This is a genomic window from Pseudomonas sp. St386 (genome assembly GCF_018325865.1).
Taxonomy (GTDB): Bacteria; Pseudomonadota; Gammaproteobacteria; order Pseudomonadales; family Pseudomonadaceae; genus Aquipseudomonas; species Aquipseudomonas brassicacearum.
Genome location: NZ_AP021900.1, coordinates 796598 through 810044 on the forward strand (window position 1 = coordinate 796598; position 13447 = coordinate 810044).

Sequence of the window (13447 nt, forward strand, 5' to 3'; positions counted from 1 at the left end):
TGGTCGAACCGAGAACTCAAGTGATTGAAGGGATATCACCATGCTGGACTGGAAAAATCGCGCGGGCAGCGCGCCTGAACGTGCCGCCGAGCCGAAATCGGACACCCGCAGCTACCTGGGTGGGCTTTTTTTCAGCCGCGCACTGGCGACGCTGATCGGCCTTTACCTGCTGGTGACCATTGCCGTCGGCTGGTATTGGAGCCAGGAGCCCGCGCTGTTCCCTGTGCAGCAGAACGCCCAGGCCGCAGCGGAGAAAGATGGCCGGCAGATGGTGGTGGGCTACACCACGGTCGAGACGCTCAAGACGGTGGCCGGAACCCTGCTGAGCAAGCCGGGTGGCTACATCTCCAACGACCGCTTCCCGCCTGGCCTGTGGATGGACAACATGCCGAGCTGGGAATACGGCGTGCTGGTGCAGGTCCGCGACCTGAGCCGCGCCCTGCGCAAGGACTTCGCCCGTTCCCAGTCGCAGTCCGCCGAGGACGCCGACCTGGCCAAGGCCGAGCCGCGCTTCAACTTCGACAACCGCAGTTGGGTGCTGCCCTCCAGCGAGTCTGAATACCAGGAGGGCATCAATTCCCTGAGTCGCTACCAGGCGCGCCTGTCCGACCCGAGCCAGAAAAGCGCACTGTTCTACGCCCGCGCCGACAACCTGAACAACTGGCTGGGGGATGTCGGCACTCGCCTGGGTTCGTTGTCCCAGCGCCTGTCGGCCAGCGTTGGCCGGGTCAAGCTCAATACCTCGCTGAAAACCGAAGTCCCGGCCCCGGGCCAGGTACCGCAGGTGGATGAAGAGGTAGTCGAGACCCCGTGGCTGCAAATCGATAACGTGTTCTATGAGGCCCGTGGCCAGGCGTGGGCGTTGTCGCATCTGCTGCGCGCCATCGAAGTGGACTTCGCCGATGTCCTGGCGAAAAAGAACGCCACGGTCAGCGTGCGGCAGATCATTCGTGAACTGGAAGCGTCCCAGGAACCGGTCTGGAGCCCGATGATCCTCAACGGCAGCGGCTTCGGTGTATTGGCGAACCACTCGCTGGTCATGGCCAACTACATTTCCCGAGCCAACGCAGCGGTCATCGACTTGCGGCAACTGCTGAACCAGGGTTGATTCATGAGCGAAAGCCCCCGGGAGGTCGCTCATCGAGTGGCCTCGGATGCCGAGCTGATTGCGTGGGTCGATGAGCACGACAATCTGCTCGGCAGCGTGGTGCGCTCAGAGCTGCGTGAGCGTGGCCTGATCGGACGCGGCACCTACATCATGCTGTTCAATTCGTCCGGTGAACTGTGTGTACATCGGCGCACCCTGAGCAAGGCCATCTACCCAGGTTTCTGGGACGTGGCGGCGGGGGCATGGTGCAGGCCGATGAGACCTACGCCGAATCGGCTGCCCGTGAGCTGGCGGAAGAGCTGGGCGTGAGCGGCGTGGAACTGACCGCCCACGACCATTTCTATTTCGAAGACCCTGGCAGTCGCCTGTGGTGCTCGGCGTTCTCGGCGGTATGGGACGGCCCGTTGGTCCTGCAGCCCGAAGAAGTCCTCGAGGCGCGTTTCCTGCCCCTCGAGCAGGTGCTCGATGAAATCCAGCGCAAGCCTTACTGCCCGGACTCCCTGGCAGCGCTTGAACGCTATTTGCGCGTCCATGGCAGCGGCGTCGCAAAGAAGCTATAAATTGGCGCTGATTGGCCCTTAGCAAGTCGGCTTTTTGCCGTTACACTGCGCGACTTTTCAAGCTGAACCGTGTCTGCGGTCCAGTAGCGCTGCCCCTGCCTGAGTGGGGTTTCGCGGTCGAGGCATGTTCCCCCTCGACCAGTCTTTGTCCTCCCGAGAGGATTGCCGGTGGCCAAAAAAGCCGCATCCTTCGCCGCCCTGGGCGGCCTGGTATTTTCTACCGACGCCGGTCGTCATTGTCCTGATTGCCGTCAGCCGGTGGATGCCTGCATCTGCAAACAGACCGCCATCCCTGCCGGTGACGGCATTGCGCGCGTGCGCCGTGAAAGCAAAGGTCGCGGCGGCAAGACGGTGACCACGATCACTGGCGTGCCGTTGGCCGAAGACGCGCTCAAGGAGCTGGCCACCACGTTGAAGAAGCGCTGTGGCACCGGTGGTGCGTTGAAAGACGGCATCATCGAGATCCAGGGCGATCACGTCGAGCTGCTGCTGGCGGAACTGGTCAAGCACGGCTTCAAGGCAAAGAAATCCGGCGGCTAGCAGCCTCTGTGAAAACCACCCTCGGCTTGACCCGAACTCAACGTTCGAGGTCGCCCGCATGGTTTTCACAGAGCCTGTTCTGAACGGGTTTCTAAACTCATCGCTGGGAGCAGGGTCTACCTTGCTAACAGGCAATTCGTCATTTTCACTCTCTAGACTGCCCCAGCCTCCGACCGGATGGTGCATTTTGACTTCTTTATAGGGGACTTCGATGTCCGTACGACGCACACGCAAAGACGATGGCAGCCAATGGACAGTTGCGGACAGCCGCAGTGTTTACGGGATTCGCCATTGGGGGGCCGGGTATTTCGCGATCAATGAAGCCGGTCGCGTCGAAGTCCGTCCGAACGGTCCCGACAGCTCGCCCATCGACCTGTTCGAGCAAGTCGACCAGTTGCGCCAGAGCGGCCTGTCGCTGCCCTTGCTGGTGCGCTTCCCCGATATCCTGCAAGACCGTGTGCGCCAGCTCACCGGCGCCTTCGACAGCAACATCGCGCGCCTGGAATACCAGAGCAAGTACACCGCGCTCTATCCGATCAAGGTCAACCAGCAGGAAGCGGTGATCGAGAACATCATCGCCACCCAGAACGTCTCCATCGGCCTGGAAGCCGGTTCCAAGCCGGAGCTGCTGGCGGTCCTGGCCCTGGCGCCGAAGGGCGGCACCATCGTCTGCAACGGCTACAAGGACCGCGAATTCATCCGTCTGGCGCTGATGGGCCAGAAGCTCGGTCACAACGTCTTCATCGTCATCGAGAAAGAGTCCGAAGTCGGCCTGGTGATCGAAGAGGCGGCAACGCTCAAGGTCAAGCCGCAGGTCGGCTTGCGTGTGCGCCTGTCGTCCCTGGCGTCGAGCAAGTGGGCCGATACCGGTGGCGAGAAGTCCAAGTTCGGCTTGTCGGCCGCGCAACTGCTGTCGGTGGTCGAGCGCTTCCGGGCTGCCGGCCTGGACCAGGGTATTCGCCTGCTGCACTTCCACATGGGCTCGCAGATCGCCAACCTGGCGGACTACCAGCACGGCTTCAAGGAAGCGATCCGTTACTACGGTGAGCTGCGCAACCTCGGCCTGCCGGTGGATCACATCGACGTCGGCGGTGGCTTGGGTGTGGACTACGACGGCACGCACTCGCGCAATGCCAGTTCGATCAACTACGACATGGACGATTACGCCGGTGTCGTGGTCGGCATGCTCAAGGAGTTCTGCGATGCCCAGAGCCTGCCGCATCCGAACATCTTCTCCGAAAGCGGCCGCTCGCTGACCGCTCACCACGCCATGCTGGTGGTGCAGGTGACCGACGTCGAGAAACACAACGACGACGTGCCGGCGATCGACAACAAGCAGGAACTGCCGGAAACCGTGCAATGGCTGGTCGACCTGCTGGGCCCGACCGATATCGAGATGGTCACCGAGACTTACTGGCGCGCCACCCACTACATGAGCGACGTGGCGACCCAATATGCCGACGGCAAGCTGACCCTGGCCGAAAAAGCCTTGGCCGAGCAGTGCTACTTTGCGGTGTGCCGTCGCCTGCACAACTCGTTGAAGGCGCGCCAGCGCTCGCACCGCCAGGTGCTGGATGAGCTCAACGACAAGTTGGCCGACAAATACATCTGCAACTTCTCGGTGTTCCAGAGCCTGCCGGACACCTGGGCCATCGGCCAGGTGTTGCCGATCCTGCCGCTGCATCGCCTGGACGAAGAGCCGCTGCGCCGCGCCGTGCTGCAAGACCTGACCTGTGACTCCGACGGCAAGATCAAGCAGTACGTCGACGAGCAGAGCATCGAGACCAGCCTGCCGGTTCACGCACTCAAGCCGGATGAAGACTATCTGCTGGGCATCTTCCTGGTGGGCGCCTACCAGGAAATCCTCGGTGACATGCACAACCTGTTCGGTGACACCGACTCGGTGAACATCTACCAGAACGCCGATGGCAGCGTGTACCACGCCGGTATCGAAACCCACGACACCATCGAGGACATGCTGCGCTACGTGCACCTGTCGCCGGAGGAGTTGATGACTCACTACCGCGACAAGTGCGCCAGCGCCCGCATCAGCGCCGCTGAACGTACCCAGTTCCTCGATGCCTTGCGCCTGGGGCTGACGCGTTCGTCCTACCTGTCTTCCTGATAGAACCCTGTGGCGGGAGCAAGCTCCCTCGCCACAGGTTTATTTAACTGATCGGCAATGCCCTCCCGGGCTGTCAGAAAATGCACCGCACGCTGCGGGTTTTTTCGGACAGTCCCGGAGGGCGTTTTAATTTGTGCCGTCGTTATTTCTGAACGTCGGTGCATTTAACTGGCGATGTCCTTATTTCGTGTAGTCCCTTTCCTAACTTGTACTTGGCCCCTCTACTCGGCCATGGCTCTCGGCGAGAATCCCCGACCGCCCCTCCTGTAGAGAAACGCCGATGTCCGATCCAGCCAGCGAACCAGCCTTTCGTCTGGAGATAGCCGGTCTGCCCGAGCCTGTTGACGTCGTGGCCTTCACGGGTAGCGAAGCGATCAGCGAACCCTTCGTCTATGAAGCACAACTGTTGTTGCGCGACGCGAACCTGGACCTGGCGGGCCTGTTGTACCGCAGCGTCTGGTTGAGTTTCGGGACCCCAGGCCGAGGCATTCATGGGCAGCTTCATGAGTTGGTCCAACACCGTCATGGCGCCGGCTGCCGGGTGCGTATCGGGCCGAAGCTGGCCTGTCTGGCGCAGCGTTTCAGCCAGCGGGTCTTCAGCGCCCGTTCGGTGCCGCAGATCATTCGCCAGGTGCTCAAGGCCCATGGCATCAGTGGCCGCAGCCTGTGCCTGGACTTGAGTGGCGATTATCCGCTGCAGGATTTCTGTACCCAGTATCGAGAGTCGGACCTGCAGTTCCTGCAGCGCCTATGCGCCCAGGCGGGTATCCACTTTCATTTCGAACACACTCGGGACGGGCATTGCCTGGTGTTCGCTGATAATCCGCACAGTTTTCCCCCTGCCGGTAAGACGGGTTATGCGGACGACGATCCGATTGCCGCGGTGCGCTCCTTCAGCGTGCAAACCGATGTGTCGGGGGAGCAGGTCGCCCAGGGCCACAGCGATTTGATGAACCTGCAGAGTGGTCAGGTGCTGACGCTGACGGCCCATCCGTTTGCCGGCTGGAACCGGCGCTGGCTGCTGACGAAGGTCGAGCACCGCGCACAGGCGGGGGTGTACGGCAATCATTTCAAGGCGATTCCCCGGGGCGTGCTGTTCGTGCCGGACGAGGTCCCTGCAAAACCACGCATGGTGAGCCGGCAACGTGGCTGGGTCGTGGCGGTGGATGAACCGCCGGAGCTGGGAGCGGGGCGCGTGGCGGTGCAGTTTGACTGGGTCTACCAGGGCGAAGGCTCCAGCCCCAGTCATTGCTGGCTGCCTTTGGCGCCCGAACTGGCCATGGGCGGGGCGGACGCCTTGAGTGACGGCACCGAGGTGCTGGTGAGCTTTATCGAAGGCGATCCGGATCGGCCATTGATCAGTGCATTTCTGAATGCGCCTGCCCCAGTAGAGGTTGTGGATGAATCATCCACAGGCGAAACATATGGGCCGTCGGTTGCCGATCCGCGCCTGTTGTCCGCAATCCGGGACGCCGAGCCGCTGATCTTGTTGTGCTTGTTACCCGAAGGCGGGCCTTTCAGCCCCTGCGCCCAGCCACTGTGCACCTGCCGTATGCTCATGCGGCGCGGTGCGGGCATTGCTCGATGAACGCCGCGGCCCTGCCTGGATCAACGCCGCAATGGCTGCTGCTTGACGTACCGAGTGCGCCTGGCGCTGGGCGGCTTGTGCGCGCGCAGTTCGCCAAGGCCCGGTGCTTTGCCTTGTTTGAAAACACCGAGCTGCATGGGCTGCGAGAGCACGGTCCGCTGTTGGTGGATTTGCGCCATTCGCCGGCGCTGGCCAGCCTCTGTCATCTGGACCCACGTTCCTGGCCGGGGCTGTTGTTGGTCAGCCCATCGCCCGCTGCGCAATTGCTGGCGCATCTGCGGCGCATGCTGACGGTGACCCTGGGCCTGCATCACAAAGCGTTGTTGAGCTATTACAACCCGCACATCGCCAGCTACTTCTTCGACGGTTGCGACCCTCGGGAGCTCAGTTGTTGGCTGGGGCCGATCAGTTTGTTGCGCTGGTTTGGCGGCACCTGGGCCGACCGGGCGATCGGCAGCCAGGGTTGGCAACAACTGTCCAACCCGGGGCTGTCGGTGGCGGCGCTGGAGAAGGAGCACGGCCTCAGCGACCGACAACAGGGCCAGTTGCAACGATGCCTGCTGGAGCGTCACGCCTGGCAATGGTCCCGTGCTACCGGGTGTGATTACCAGCGGCTCTGGGGGAATTTGCAGCAGGGCCTGGCGCTGGGGTTTACCGAGCGGGCGGTGCTCGATGACTGGCTGTGGCTGCGCCTGCAATACCCCGATGCGCGGCCAGTATCTGGCCTGGTGGGCGGTTCGCAGCGCGAGCGGTTCGAGCATCTGCGTCGGCGCTGGCAGGGCCGCCAGGATTGAGCGTTAGTGGGCAGATGCACCGAGCCAGCGATCGTGTCGCTGCAAGTGCCAGGCGAAAGCACCGAGGGTCAGGCTGCGCAGGGCCATGAACAGCAGGAAGGTGATCCACAGCCCATGGTTGCCCAACCCTTGCAGCGCCCAGGCGATGGGCTGCACCAGCAGCAGGGTCAGTAGCATGCCGTTGCGCATTTCCCGGGCACGGGTGGCGCCGATGAACAGCCCGTCGAGCAAGTAACTCCAGACCGCAATCAGTGGCAGGGCCGCCAGGTATGGCAGGTAGTGATAAGCGGTGGCGCGCACGTCGGGGATGTTGGTCTGCATGTCGATGAACAGGTGGCCGGCGAGCAGGAACAGCAGTGCAAAGCCCAGGCTGGCAATCAACGACCAGCCGCACGCCACCACCAGCGAGCGACGCAGGGCCAGGCGGTCGCGGGCGCCAATGGCATGGCCGCACAGCGCTTCGACGGCATGGGCCAGGCCGTCCAGGGCATGGGCTGTCAGCAACAGGCCGTTGAGCAGCAGGGCATTGGCCGCGACGGTCGCATCCCCCAGGCGTGCGCCTTGCACGGTGATCAGGAAAAACACCGCTTGCAGCGCCAGGCTGCGGATGAAAATGTCCCGGTTCACCGCCAGCAACGGGCGCCAGCTGTGCCACAGTCCCAGGGCGGCCCAGGCGATTTGCCCGGGCCAGGCGCGCAGTGTGTTGCGGGCCAGGGCCAGGCCGACCAGCGCGCCGGTCCACTCGGCGATTACCGACGCCCGGGCCGAGCCGGTCACGCCCCAGTCCAGGCCGATCACGAACCACAGGTTCAGGGCGATGTTGACCAGGTTGGTTACCAGCAGGATCGCCAGCGGGGCCCGGGCATTCTGGGCGCCGAGGAACCAGCCTACCAGCGCATAGCTGGCCAGCGCCGCCGGCAAGCCGAAGAGCCGGGTGTGGAAGAAGTCACGGGTCAACTGGTTGAGCTCGGCGGACGGCTGCATGAAGTGCAACGCCACGTCGCTCAATGGCACGCCGACGGCACCGAGCAGTACCGCCAACCCCATCGCCAACAGCAGTCCTTGCAACAACACTTGTCGCAACGCCGCCCCGTCACCACGTCCGGCGGCCTGGGCGGCGAACCCGGTGGTGCCCATGCGCAAGAAGCCCATGGCCCACGCCAGTACCGTATACAAACTCGCCCCGACCGCCACGGCGCCCAACTGATGAGCATGGGGCAAATGGCCGATGACGGTGCTGTCCACCAAGGCCACCAGCGGTACGGAAATGTTCGAGAGAATCATCGGCGCAGCCAGCGCCCAGACCCGGCGATGGGTAAGGCGGTCGCGCCAGTCGGTGGTCAGGTTGGACATGCGGGCTCCTTGATGGAGCGCGATTGTAGCGGGTTCTCGCATTGATCGTTCCCACGCTCCGCGTGTGAATGCCCCTAGGGACGCTCTGCGTTCGATCTCAAGAAAATCTGTGGGAGCAAGGCTTGCCCGCGATGAAGATGACGCGGTCTTTCAGGGAACCGAGGCGCCTGTATCGCGAGCAAGCTTTGCTCCCACCCAGTGCTCTGGGCCCTAGTGAATGATCCAACTCAACAACCACAACCCCAGCACCAGCCAGATGATGCCCATGACGATCGAGGCCCGCATGAACGCGCGGATCGCCGAGTAGAGCAGCATCAGCCCGAGGATCAGCGCGATGATGCTGATGATCGAGGTGTCCATGCCCAGGGTGCGTGATAGCCCATCGACGAAGTTGCCGCCAGCATTGGCCAGGGTGTTGAACAAGCCGCTGAGCAGGTCGACGATGAAACGGATTACCGAACCGAGCGCCTGGCCGAGCCATTCGAAAAAGCTTTCTACCTGCATATGTGCATCCTGATGGGAGGGGATCCGAGCTGAGCCGTTGGCTCCTGATTGTAGGAGCTGTGGCGGCCGAGTTGGTTCGATTATGGGGCAAACCGTCGCTTCGTACCGAGACTCTTGCCTTCGCTGGTCATCCCCCTGAAGCTATGCGCATTCAGGAGAACCCGATGAACCTTGTTGAACTGACCGAACGCCTGCATGCCATTCGTGACCGTAACGATTGGCGGCAATTCCACAGCCCGAAAAACCTCGCCATGGCCGCCAGTGTGGAAATGGCCGAACTGGTGGAGATTTTCCAGTGGCTGACCGAGGACCAGTCGCGCCAGTTGCCGGCGGACAAACTGGCCCACGCCGGGCAGGAGGTCGGTGACATCGTGTTGTACCTGTTGCTGCTTTGCAGCGAACTGGGCCTGGACATGGACGCCGTGGTGCGCAGCAAGCTCGCCGACAGCGAACGGCGGTTCGGCCAATGAGCGACCGTCATTTCGATCAGCTCGCCACGCGCTTTGCGGAAAAAATCTACGGCGGGGCCAAGGGGGCGATCCGCCTGGCGGTGCTTCAGGCCGATCTGCTGGAAAGCTTGCCACAGCGTCCGTTGCGCGTGCTGGACATCGGCGCGGGCCTGGGCCACATGTCGTTGTGGCTGGCCGAGCGCGGTCACCAGGTGACCCTGGCCGAGCCGGCCGAGCCCATGCTCGAAGGCGCCCGCCAGCGCTTTGCCGAGGCGGGCCAGAGCGCCACGTTCATCCAGGCACCGTGGCAGGACCTGCTCGGCCAGCTCACCGAGCCTTACGACCTGGTGTTGTGTCACGCGGTGCTGGAATGGCTGGCTGAGCCCTATGCGATCCTGCCGGTGCTGCATCAACTCACAGTCCCGGGCGGCTGGCTGTCCCTGGCGTTCTACAACCGCGACGCGCTGGTCTATCGCAACCTGCTCAAGGGGCATTTTCGCAAGTTGCGCAAAAACGACATGGCCGGCGAAAAACAGAGCCTGACGCCGCAACAACCCCTTGATCCGCGAGAATTGGCGGCGCAACTTGAAGGCCTGTGGCAGGTCGAAAACCAGAGTGGTGTGCGGGTTTTCCATGACTACATGCCGGTGGAGTTCCAGGGGCGCGTGGAGCTTGCGCAGTTGCTGGAAATGGAACTGGCCCACCGTCGCCATCCGGCGTTTGCCGGGTTGGGACGTTATCTGCACTGGATCTGCCGTCCAGTGTGACCGGAGAGCGAAATGAAAGGTCGTTCAGGGTTGTTGATGCTGTGTCTGGGACTGGCGGCTTGCCAGGGCAGCAACCCCTATGTCGCCACGTCCAATCCGCTGCCGCCGGCGCCGCCCGAGGCCGCCACGGTGTTTGACCGCAGTGCTTATCCTGCGCCGCCCCGTGACTACGGGCGCTACCGCAGTTGGGCCTGGCGCGACGGGCGCCTGCCGTCGGGTACCGCCTGGGCGGATTCGGCCCAGGTGGCCGAAGCGGTGAGCAATGCCCTGGACCAGCGTGGCCTGCGCCCGCTGCATGACAACCGTCCCGCCGACCTGTTCGTCAGCGCCGACCTGCGTCTGGAAACCCGCGTGCGCCAGGTCCGGGATGACTACGATGCCGGCTACTACGGCGGCTATAACCGTTATGACCGCTATGGTCCGGGTTATGGCATGTACCATCCGGTGCCGATGGTGCGCACGTATCAGGAGCAGGTCGTGGTGGTGCGGGTAGACCTGTTCGATGCCCGTACGGGGCAACCGGTGTGGAGCGCCAGCGCCGAGACCGGCCAGCGGGGCAGTCAGAGCGAGCGCACCGATGCCATTCGTGCGGCGGTGGAAAAAGCCATGTCGGCGTATCCTCCAAGTTGATTACGCAACGGAGAAAAACCATGTTTCGCCGTCTTGCTCTACTGGCCTTCACCCTGTTGCTGGGCGCTTGTGCCTCTAACCAGGTCAACCATGACTTCGACACCAGCCGCGATTTCGCGGCGTATCGCAGTTGGAGCTGGAAAGAGCCGGCGCTGCAATATCGCCCCGATGACCCTCGCATCAAGAGCGACCTGACCGAACAGCGGATCCGCCAGGCGGTTGCCGATCAACTCGACCAGCGCGGCCTGCGTCCGGCGGCTGGCGGGCATGGCGATGTACTGGTCCAGGCCTATTTGATCGTCGAGGACCGCCAGCAGCAGATCACCACCAACTACGGCGGCGGCGGTTGGGGCGGCCCTTGGAATGGCTATTGGGGCGGACCGATGTACAACGAAACCCGCAACATCAGCTACAAGGTCGCCACCGTGCAGATCGACCTGCTCGATGGCAAGGACGGCAAGCTGGTGTGGCGTGGCAGTGACGAACAACTGCTCAGCAACTCCCCCAACCCGACTGACCGCAACACGGCCGTGCGCGAGACGGTGGGACGGATCCTGTCCAACTACCCGCCGCGTTGACCACGACGTATTCAAGATGGATGTGAGCTGACCCACCGCCATCGCGAGCAAGCTCGCTCCCACAGGGATTTTGTGGCGGCCACCTGTTCTGTGAACACCCCGGAACAAACTGTGGGAGCGAGCTTGCTCGCGATGACGGCAATACATTCAACCTGGATGTAAGCAGACCCACCGCCTTCGCGAGCAGGCTCGCTCCCACAGGGGAAGGGTGTGGAGACCATCATGGTGCTCAGGCAACCGGCCGCCACTCTCCTACCATATGCTCCAAACCCCCAGCCCCTACCAGTTGCAGTTGCCCACTGGACCCCGCCGCGCTCGACAGCAGTATCACCTCACTGGGCAGGCGCACCGGTTTCTTGAAGGTCACATCGATCTCGATGTTGGCCTCGGGCAGGTGGTCATCCAGCGCCGCCAAGGTCCGGGCCTTGTTCCACAGGCCATGGGCGATGGCGGTGGGGAAGCCGAACAACCGGGCGCTGATGCCGCTCAGGTGAATCGGGTTGTAGTCGCCGGACACCTTGGCGTATTGCCGGCCGATGTCCGTTGGTGCGGTCCAGCGTGCGACTTCAATCAAGGACAGGCTGGCCTGCGGCGAGTCCTCCACGAGTGCCCCGTCGAGCTGGACGCCTTTGCACAGCATCTGGCTCTGGGCCTCCCATAGCGGCCCCAACTGATCATCGAGGCGGGTCACCAGGTCGAATACCGCGCCCTTGGGGTGGGCTTGAAGATTCTCGACATTGACGCTGGCCCGCACCTGGCCAACCCCGCCCATGGGCCGCAATACACGAATGCGGTTGCTCAAGTGGATCAGCCCCAGCAGTGGGAATGGAAAATTCCGTGCGGTGAGCAATTGCATTTGCAGGGCAAACGCCAAGACGTGGGGATAGGTCGACGGCAGCAGTCCGTTATCGACGAAACCGCAGACTTTGCGATAGGCCGCCAGGCGTTGCGGGTCGACTTGAAGCACTTGACGCAGTCCTTCCTCGGGCAGGGTCGTTCCGGTGACCTTGCGCCGTGTCACCGCTTTCCAGTAAAGCCCGGACATGGAGGACGGGCTGCTGACTTCCTGCCATTGGATCGTCATGGTCACGCTCCCAGAAGGCTTTGCCCGCATACCCGCAGCGCCTGCCCGGTCACGGCGCCCGTGCCCGGTTGCGCGAGCCAGGCCACGGCTTCGGCGACATCCTGGGGCAGGCCGCCCTGGCCCAGGGAGCTCATGCGCCGCCCGGCTTCGCGCAAGGCGAAGGGGATGTCGGCGGTCATGCGGGTTTCAATGAAGCCCGGCGCCACGGCGTTGATGCTGATACCGCGTGGCTGCAGCACCGGCGCCCAGGCCTGAGCCAGGCCGATCAGTCCGGCCTTGCTCGCCGCATAGTTGGTCTGCCCACGGTTGCCGGCAATGCCGCTGATGGACGCCAGCAGAATCACCCGGCCATTGTCGCGCAGGGTGCCGCTGTCGAGCAGGGCCTTGGTCAGCACTTGCGGGGCGTTGAGGTTGACGGCCAGTACCGCGTCCCAGAACTCCGGGGTCATGTTGGCGAGGGTCTTGTCCCGGGTGATGCCGGCGTTATGCACCACGATGTCGACGCCGTCGGGCAGGTGCCCGATCAACTGTGCGGCGGCGTCTTCGGCGCAGATATCCAGCGTGACGCTGCGTCCGCTCAGGCGTGCCGCCAGGGCGTCGAGGTCGGTCTTGGCTTGCGGGACGTCCAGGAGGATCACGTCGGCGCCATCGCGGGCCAGGGTTTCGGCGATGGAGGCGCCGATCCCGCGGGCTGCGCCAGTGACCAGCGCCTTGAGCCCCGTGAGCGGTCGGGTCCAGTCCTGGACCTGGGTGTCACAGGCGTTGAGACGAATGACCTGCCCGGAGATGAAGGCGCTCTTGGGCGACAGGAAAAACCGCAGCGCACCTTCCAGCTGGGCTTCGGCGCCGTCGCCGACGTACAGCAGTTGCAGCGTCCCGCCGTGGCGCAGCTCTTTGGCCAGGGAACGGCTGAAACCCTCCAGCGCTCGCTGGGCACTGGCGGCGAACGGGTCGGCAAGTTTTTCCGGCGCGCGACCGAGGATGACGACATGGGCGCTGTGGTCGAGGTTTTTCATCAGCGGCTGGAAAAATTCCCGCAGCTGCTTGAGCTGGTCGGCCTGCACCAAATGGCTGGCGTCGTACACCACCGCCTTGATTTTCGGGCCGTGGCCAGGGATCCACTCGGTGGCCAGGGTCGGCTCGCCGCCGTAGATGAAGATGGTATCGGTCAGGCGCTTGGCAAACGTACCGATCTGCTCGGTCAACGGCCCGCCGCCCAGTAGCAATGCGCCTTCGATCGGCCGCAGGCGCCCGGCCTGCCAGCGTTCCAGGCGTACCGGCGATGGCAGGCCGAGGGACCCGACCATGCGCCGGCCAATGGGCGAGTTGGCAAAGTCGATATAACGGTCAGACATGGAACACACTCC

At 63.4% G+C, this 13447-nt stretch carries 13 protein-coding genes and 1 pseudogene; 10 read left to right on the forward strand and 4 right to left on the reverse strand.

The window, feature by feature from the left end; translation table 11 throughout:
* The first annotated feature begins 40 nt into the window (after positions 1–40).
* From KI235_RS03390 to KI235_RS03415, 6 genes and pseudogenes are all read left to right on the forward strand, one after another.
* Complete coding sequence (locus KI235_RS03390; protein WP_003197431.1) at positions 41–1108, forward strand: DUF2333 family protein; 1068 nt, start codon at positions 41–43, stop codon at positions 1106–1108.
* Positions 1109–1111: 3 nt separating this feature from the next.
* Positions 1112–1668 (forward strand): annotated as a pseudogene (locus KI235_RS03395) (NUDIX hydrolase).
* 168 nt (positions 1669–1836) lie between these two features.
* Entirely contained in the window at positions 1837–2208 is a 372-nt protein-coding gene (locus KI235_RS03400; protein WP_003197435.1) for a translation initiation factor Sui1, read from the forward strand.
* A gap of 211 nt (positions 2209–2419) precedes the next feature.
* The gene (speA, locus tag KI235_RS03405; RefSeq protein ID WP_003197437.1) at positions 2420–4333 is read left to right on the forward strand and encodes an arginine decarboxylase; all 1914 of its coding nucleotides are present in this window, start codon (positions 2420–2422) and stop codon (positions 4331–4333) included.
* Positions 4334–4613: 280 nt separating this feature from the next.
* On the forward strand, positions 4614–5921 hold the full coding sequence (locus KI235_RS03410; RefSeq protein ID WP_027911817.1) for a contractile injection system protein, VgrG/Pvc8 family: 1308 nt from the start codon (positions 4614–4616) through the stop codon (positions 5919–5921).
* Positions 5918–6715 (forward strand): DUF4123 domain-containing protein, encoded by a 798-nt coding sequence (locus tag KI235_RS03415; RefSeq protein ID WP_013692165.1) that lies wholly within the window; start codon positions 5918–5920, stop codon positions 6713–6715. The genes KI235_RS03410 and KI235_RS03415 overlap by 4 nt, the downstream gene beginning before the upstream one ends.
* Before the next feature lie 3 nt (positions 6716–6718).
* On the opposite strand, the gene KI235_RS03420 is transcribed toward KI235_RS03415, so the two are convergent.
* Both KI235_RS03420 and KI235_RS03425 read right to left on the reverse strand, forming a co-directional pair.
* Positions 6719–8068 carry an MATE family efflux transporter gene (locus tag KI235_RS03420; RefSeq protein ID WP_060613229.1) on the reverse strand — a complete coding sequence of 450 codons (1350 nt, stop codon included), beginning with the start codon at positions 8066–8068 and terminating at the stop codon, positions 6719–6721.
* Between the two features lie 210 nt (positions 8069–8278).
* Positions 8279–8572 (reverse strand): hypothetical protein, encoded by a 294-nt coding sequence (locus KI235_RS03425; RefSeq protein ID WP_003197447.1) that lies wholly within the window; start codon positions 8570–8572, stop codon positions 8279–8281.
* A gap of 164 nt (positions 8573–8736) precedes the next feature.
* On the opposite strand from KI235_RS03425, the gene KI235_RS03430 reads away from it, so the two are divergent.
* Genes KI235_RS03430 through KI235_RS03445 form a run of 4 tightly spaced genes read left to right on the forward strand, consistent with a single transcriptional unit; the run spans position 8737 to position 10996 of the window.
* Positions 8737–9042: a MazG-like family protein gene (locus KI235_RS03430; protein WP_003186192.1), complete on the forward strand. Its 306-nt coding sequence runs from the start codon at positions 8737–8739 to the stop codon at positions 9040–9042.
* Positions 9039–9788 (forward strand): methyltransferase domain-containing protein, encoded by a 750-nt coding sequence (locus tag KI235_RS03435; RefSeq protein ID WP_003197449.1) that lies wholly within the window; start codon positions 9039–9041, stop codon positions 9786–9788. Before KI235_RS03430 ends, KI235_RS03435 begins: the two co-directional genes overlap by 4 nt.
* 12 nt (positions 9789–9800) lie before the next feature.
* Complete coding sequence (locus KI235_RS03440; RefSeq protein WP_014336399.1) at positions 9801–10418, forward strand: DUF4136 domain-containing protein; 618 nt, start codon at positions 9801–9803, stop codon at positions 10416–10418.
* Positions 10419–10438: 20 nt separating this feature from the next.
* Complete coding sequence (locus tag KI235_RS03445; protein ID WP_003197453.1) at positions 10439–10996, forward strand: DUF4136 domain-containing protein; 558 nt, start codon at positions 10439–10441, stop codon at positions 10994–10996.
* Positions 10997–11225: 229 nt separating this feature from the next.
* Here the strand turns inward: KI235_RS03445 and KI235_RS03450 are convergent, their stop codons facing one another.
* Positions 11226–12080 carry a MaoC/PaaZ C-terminal domain-containing protein gene (locus KI235_RS03450; RefSeq protein WP_013692167.1) on the reverse strand — a complete coding sequence of 285 codons (855 nt, stop codon included), beginning with the start codon at positions 12078–12080 and terminating at the stop codon, positions 11226–11228.
* Positions 12081–12082: 2 nt separating this feature from the next.
* Positions 12083–13435, reverse strand: coding sequence for a 3-oxoacyl-ACP reductase (locus KI235_RS03455; protein ID WP_013692168.1), 1353 nt, complete (start codon positions 13433–13435; stop codon positions 12083–12085).
* Between the last annotated feature and the right edge of the window lie 12 nt (positions 13436–13447).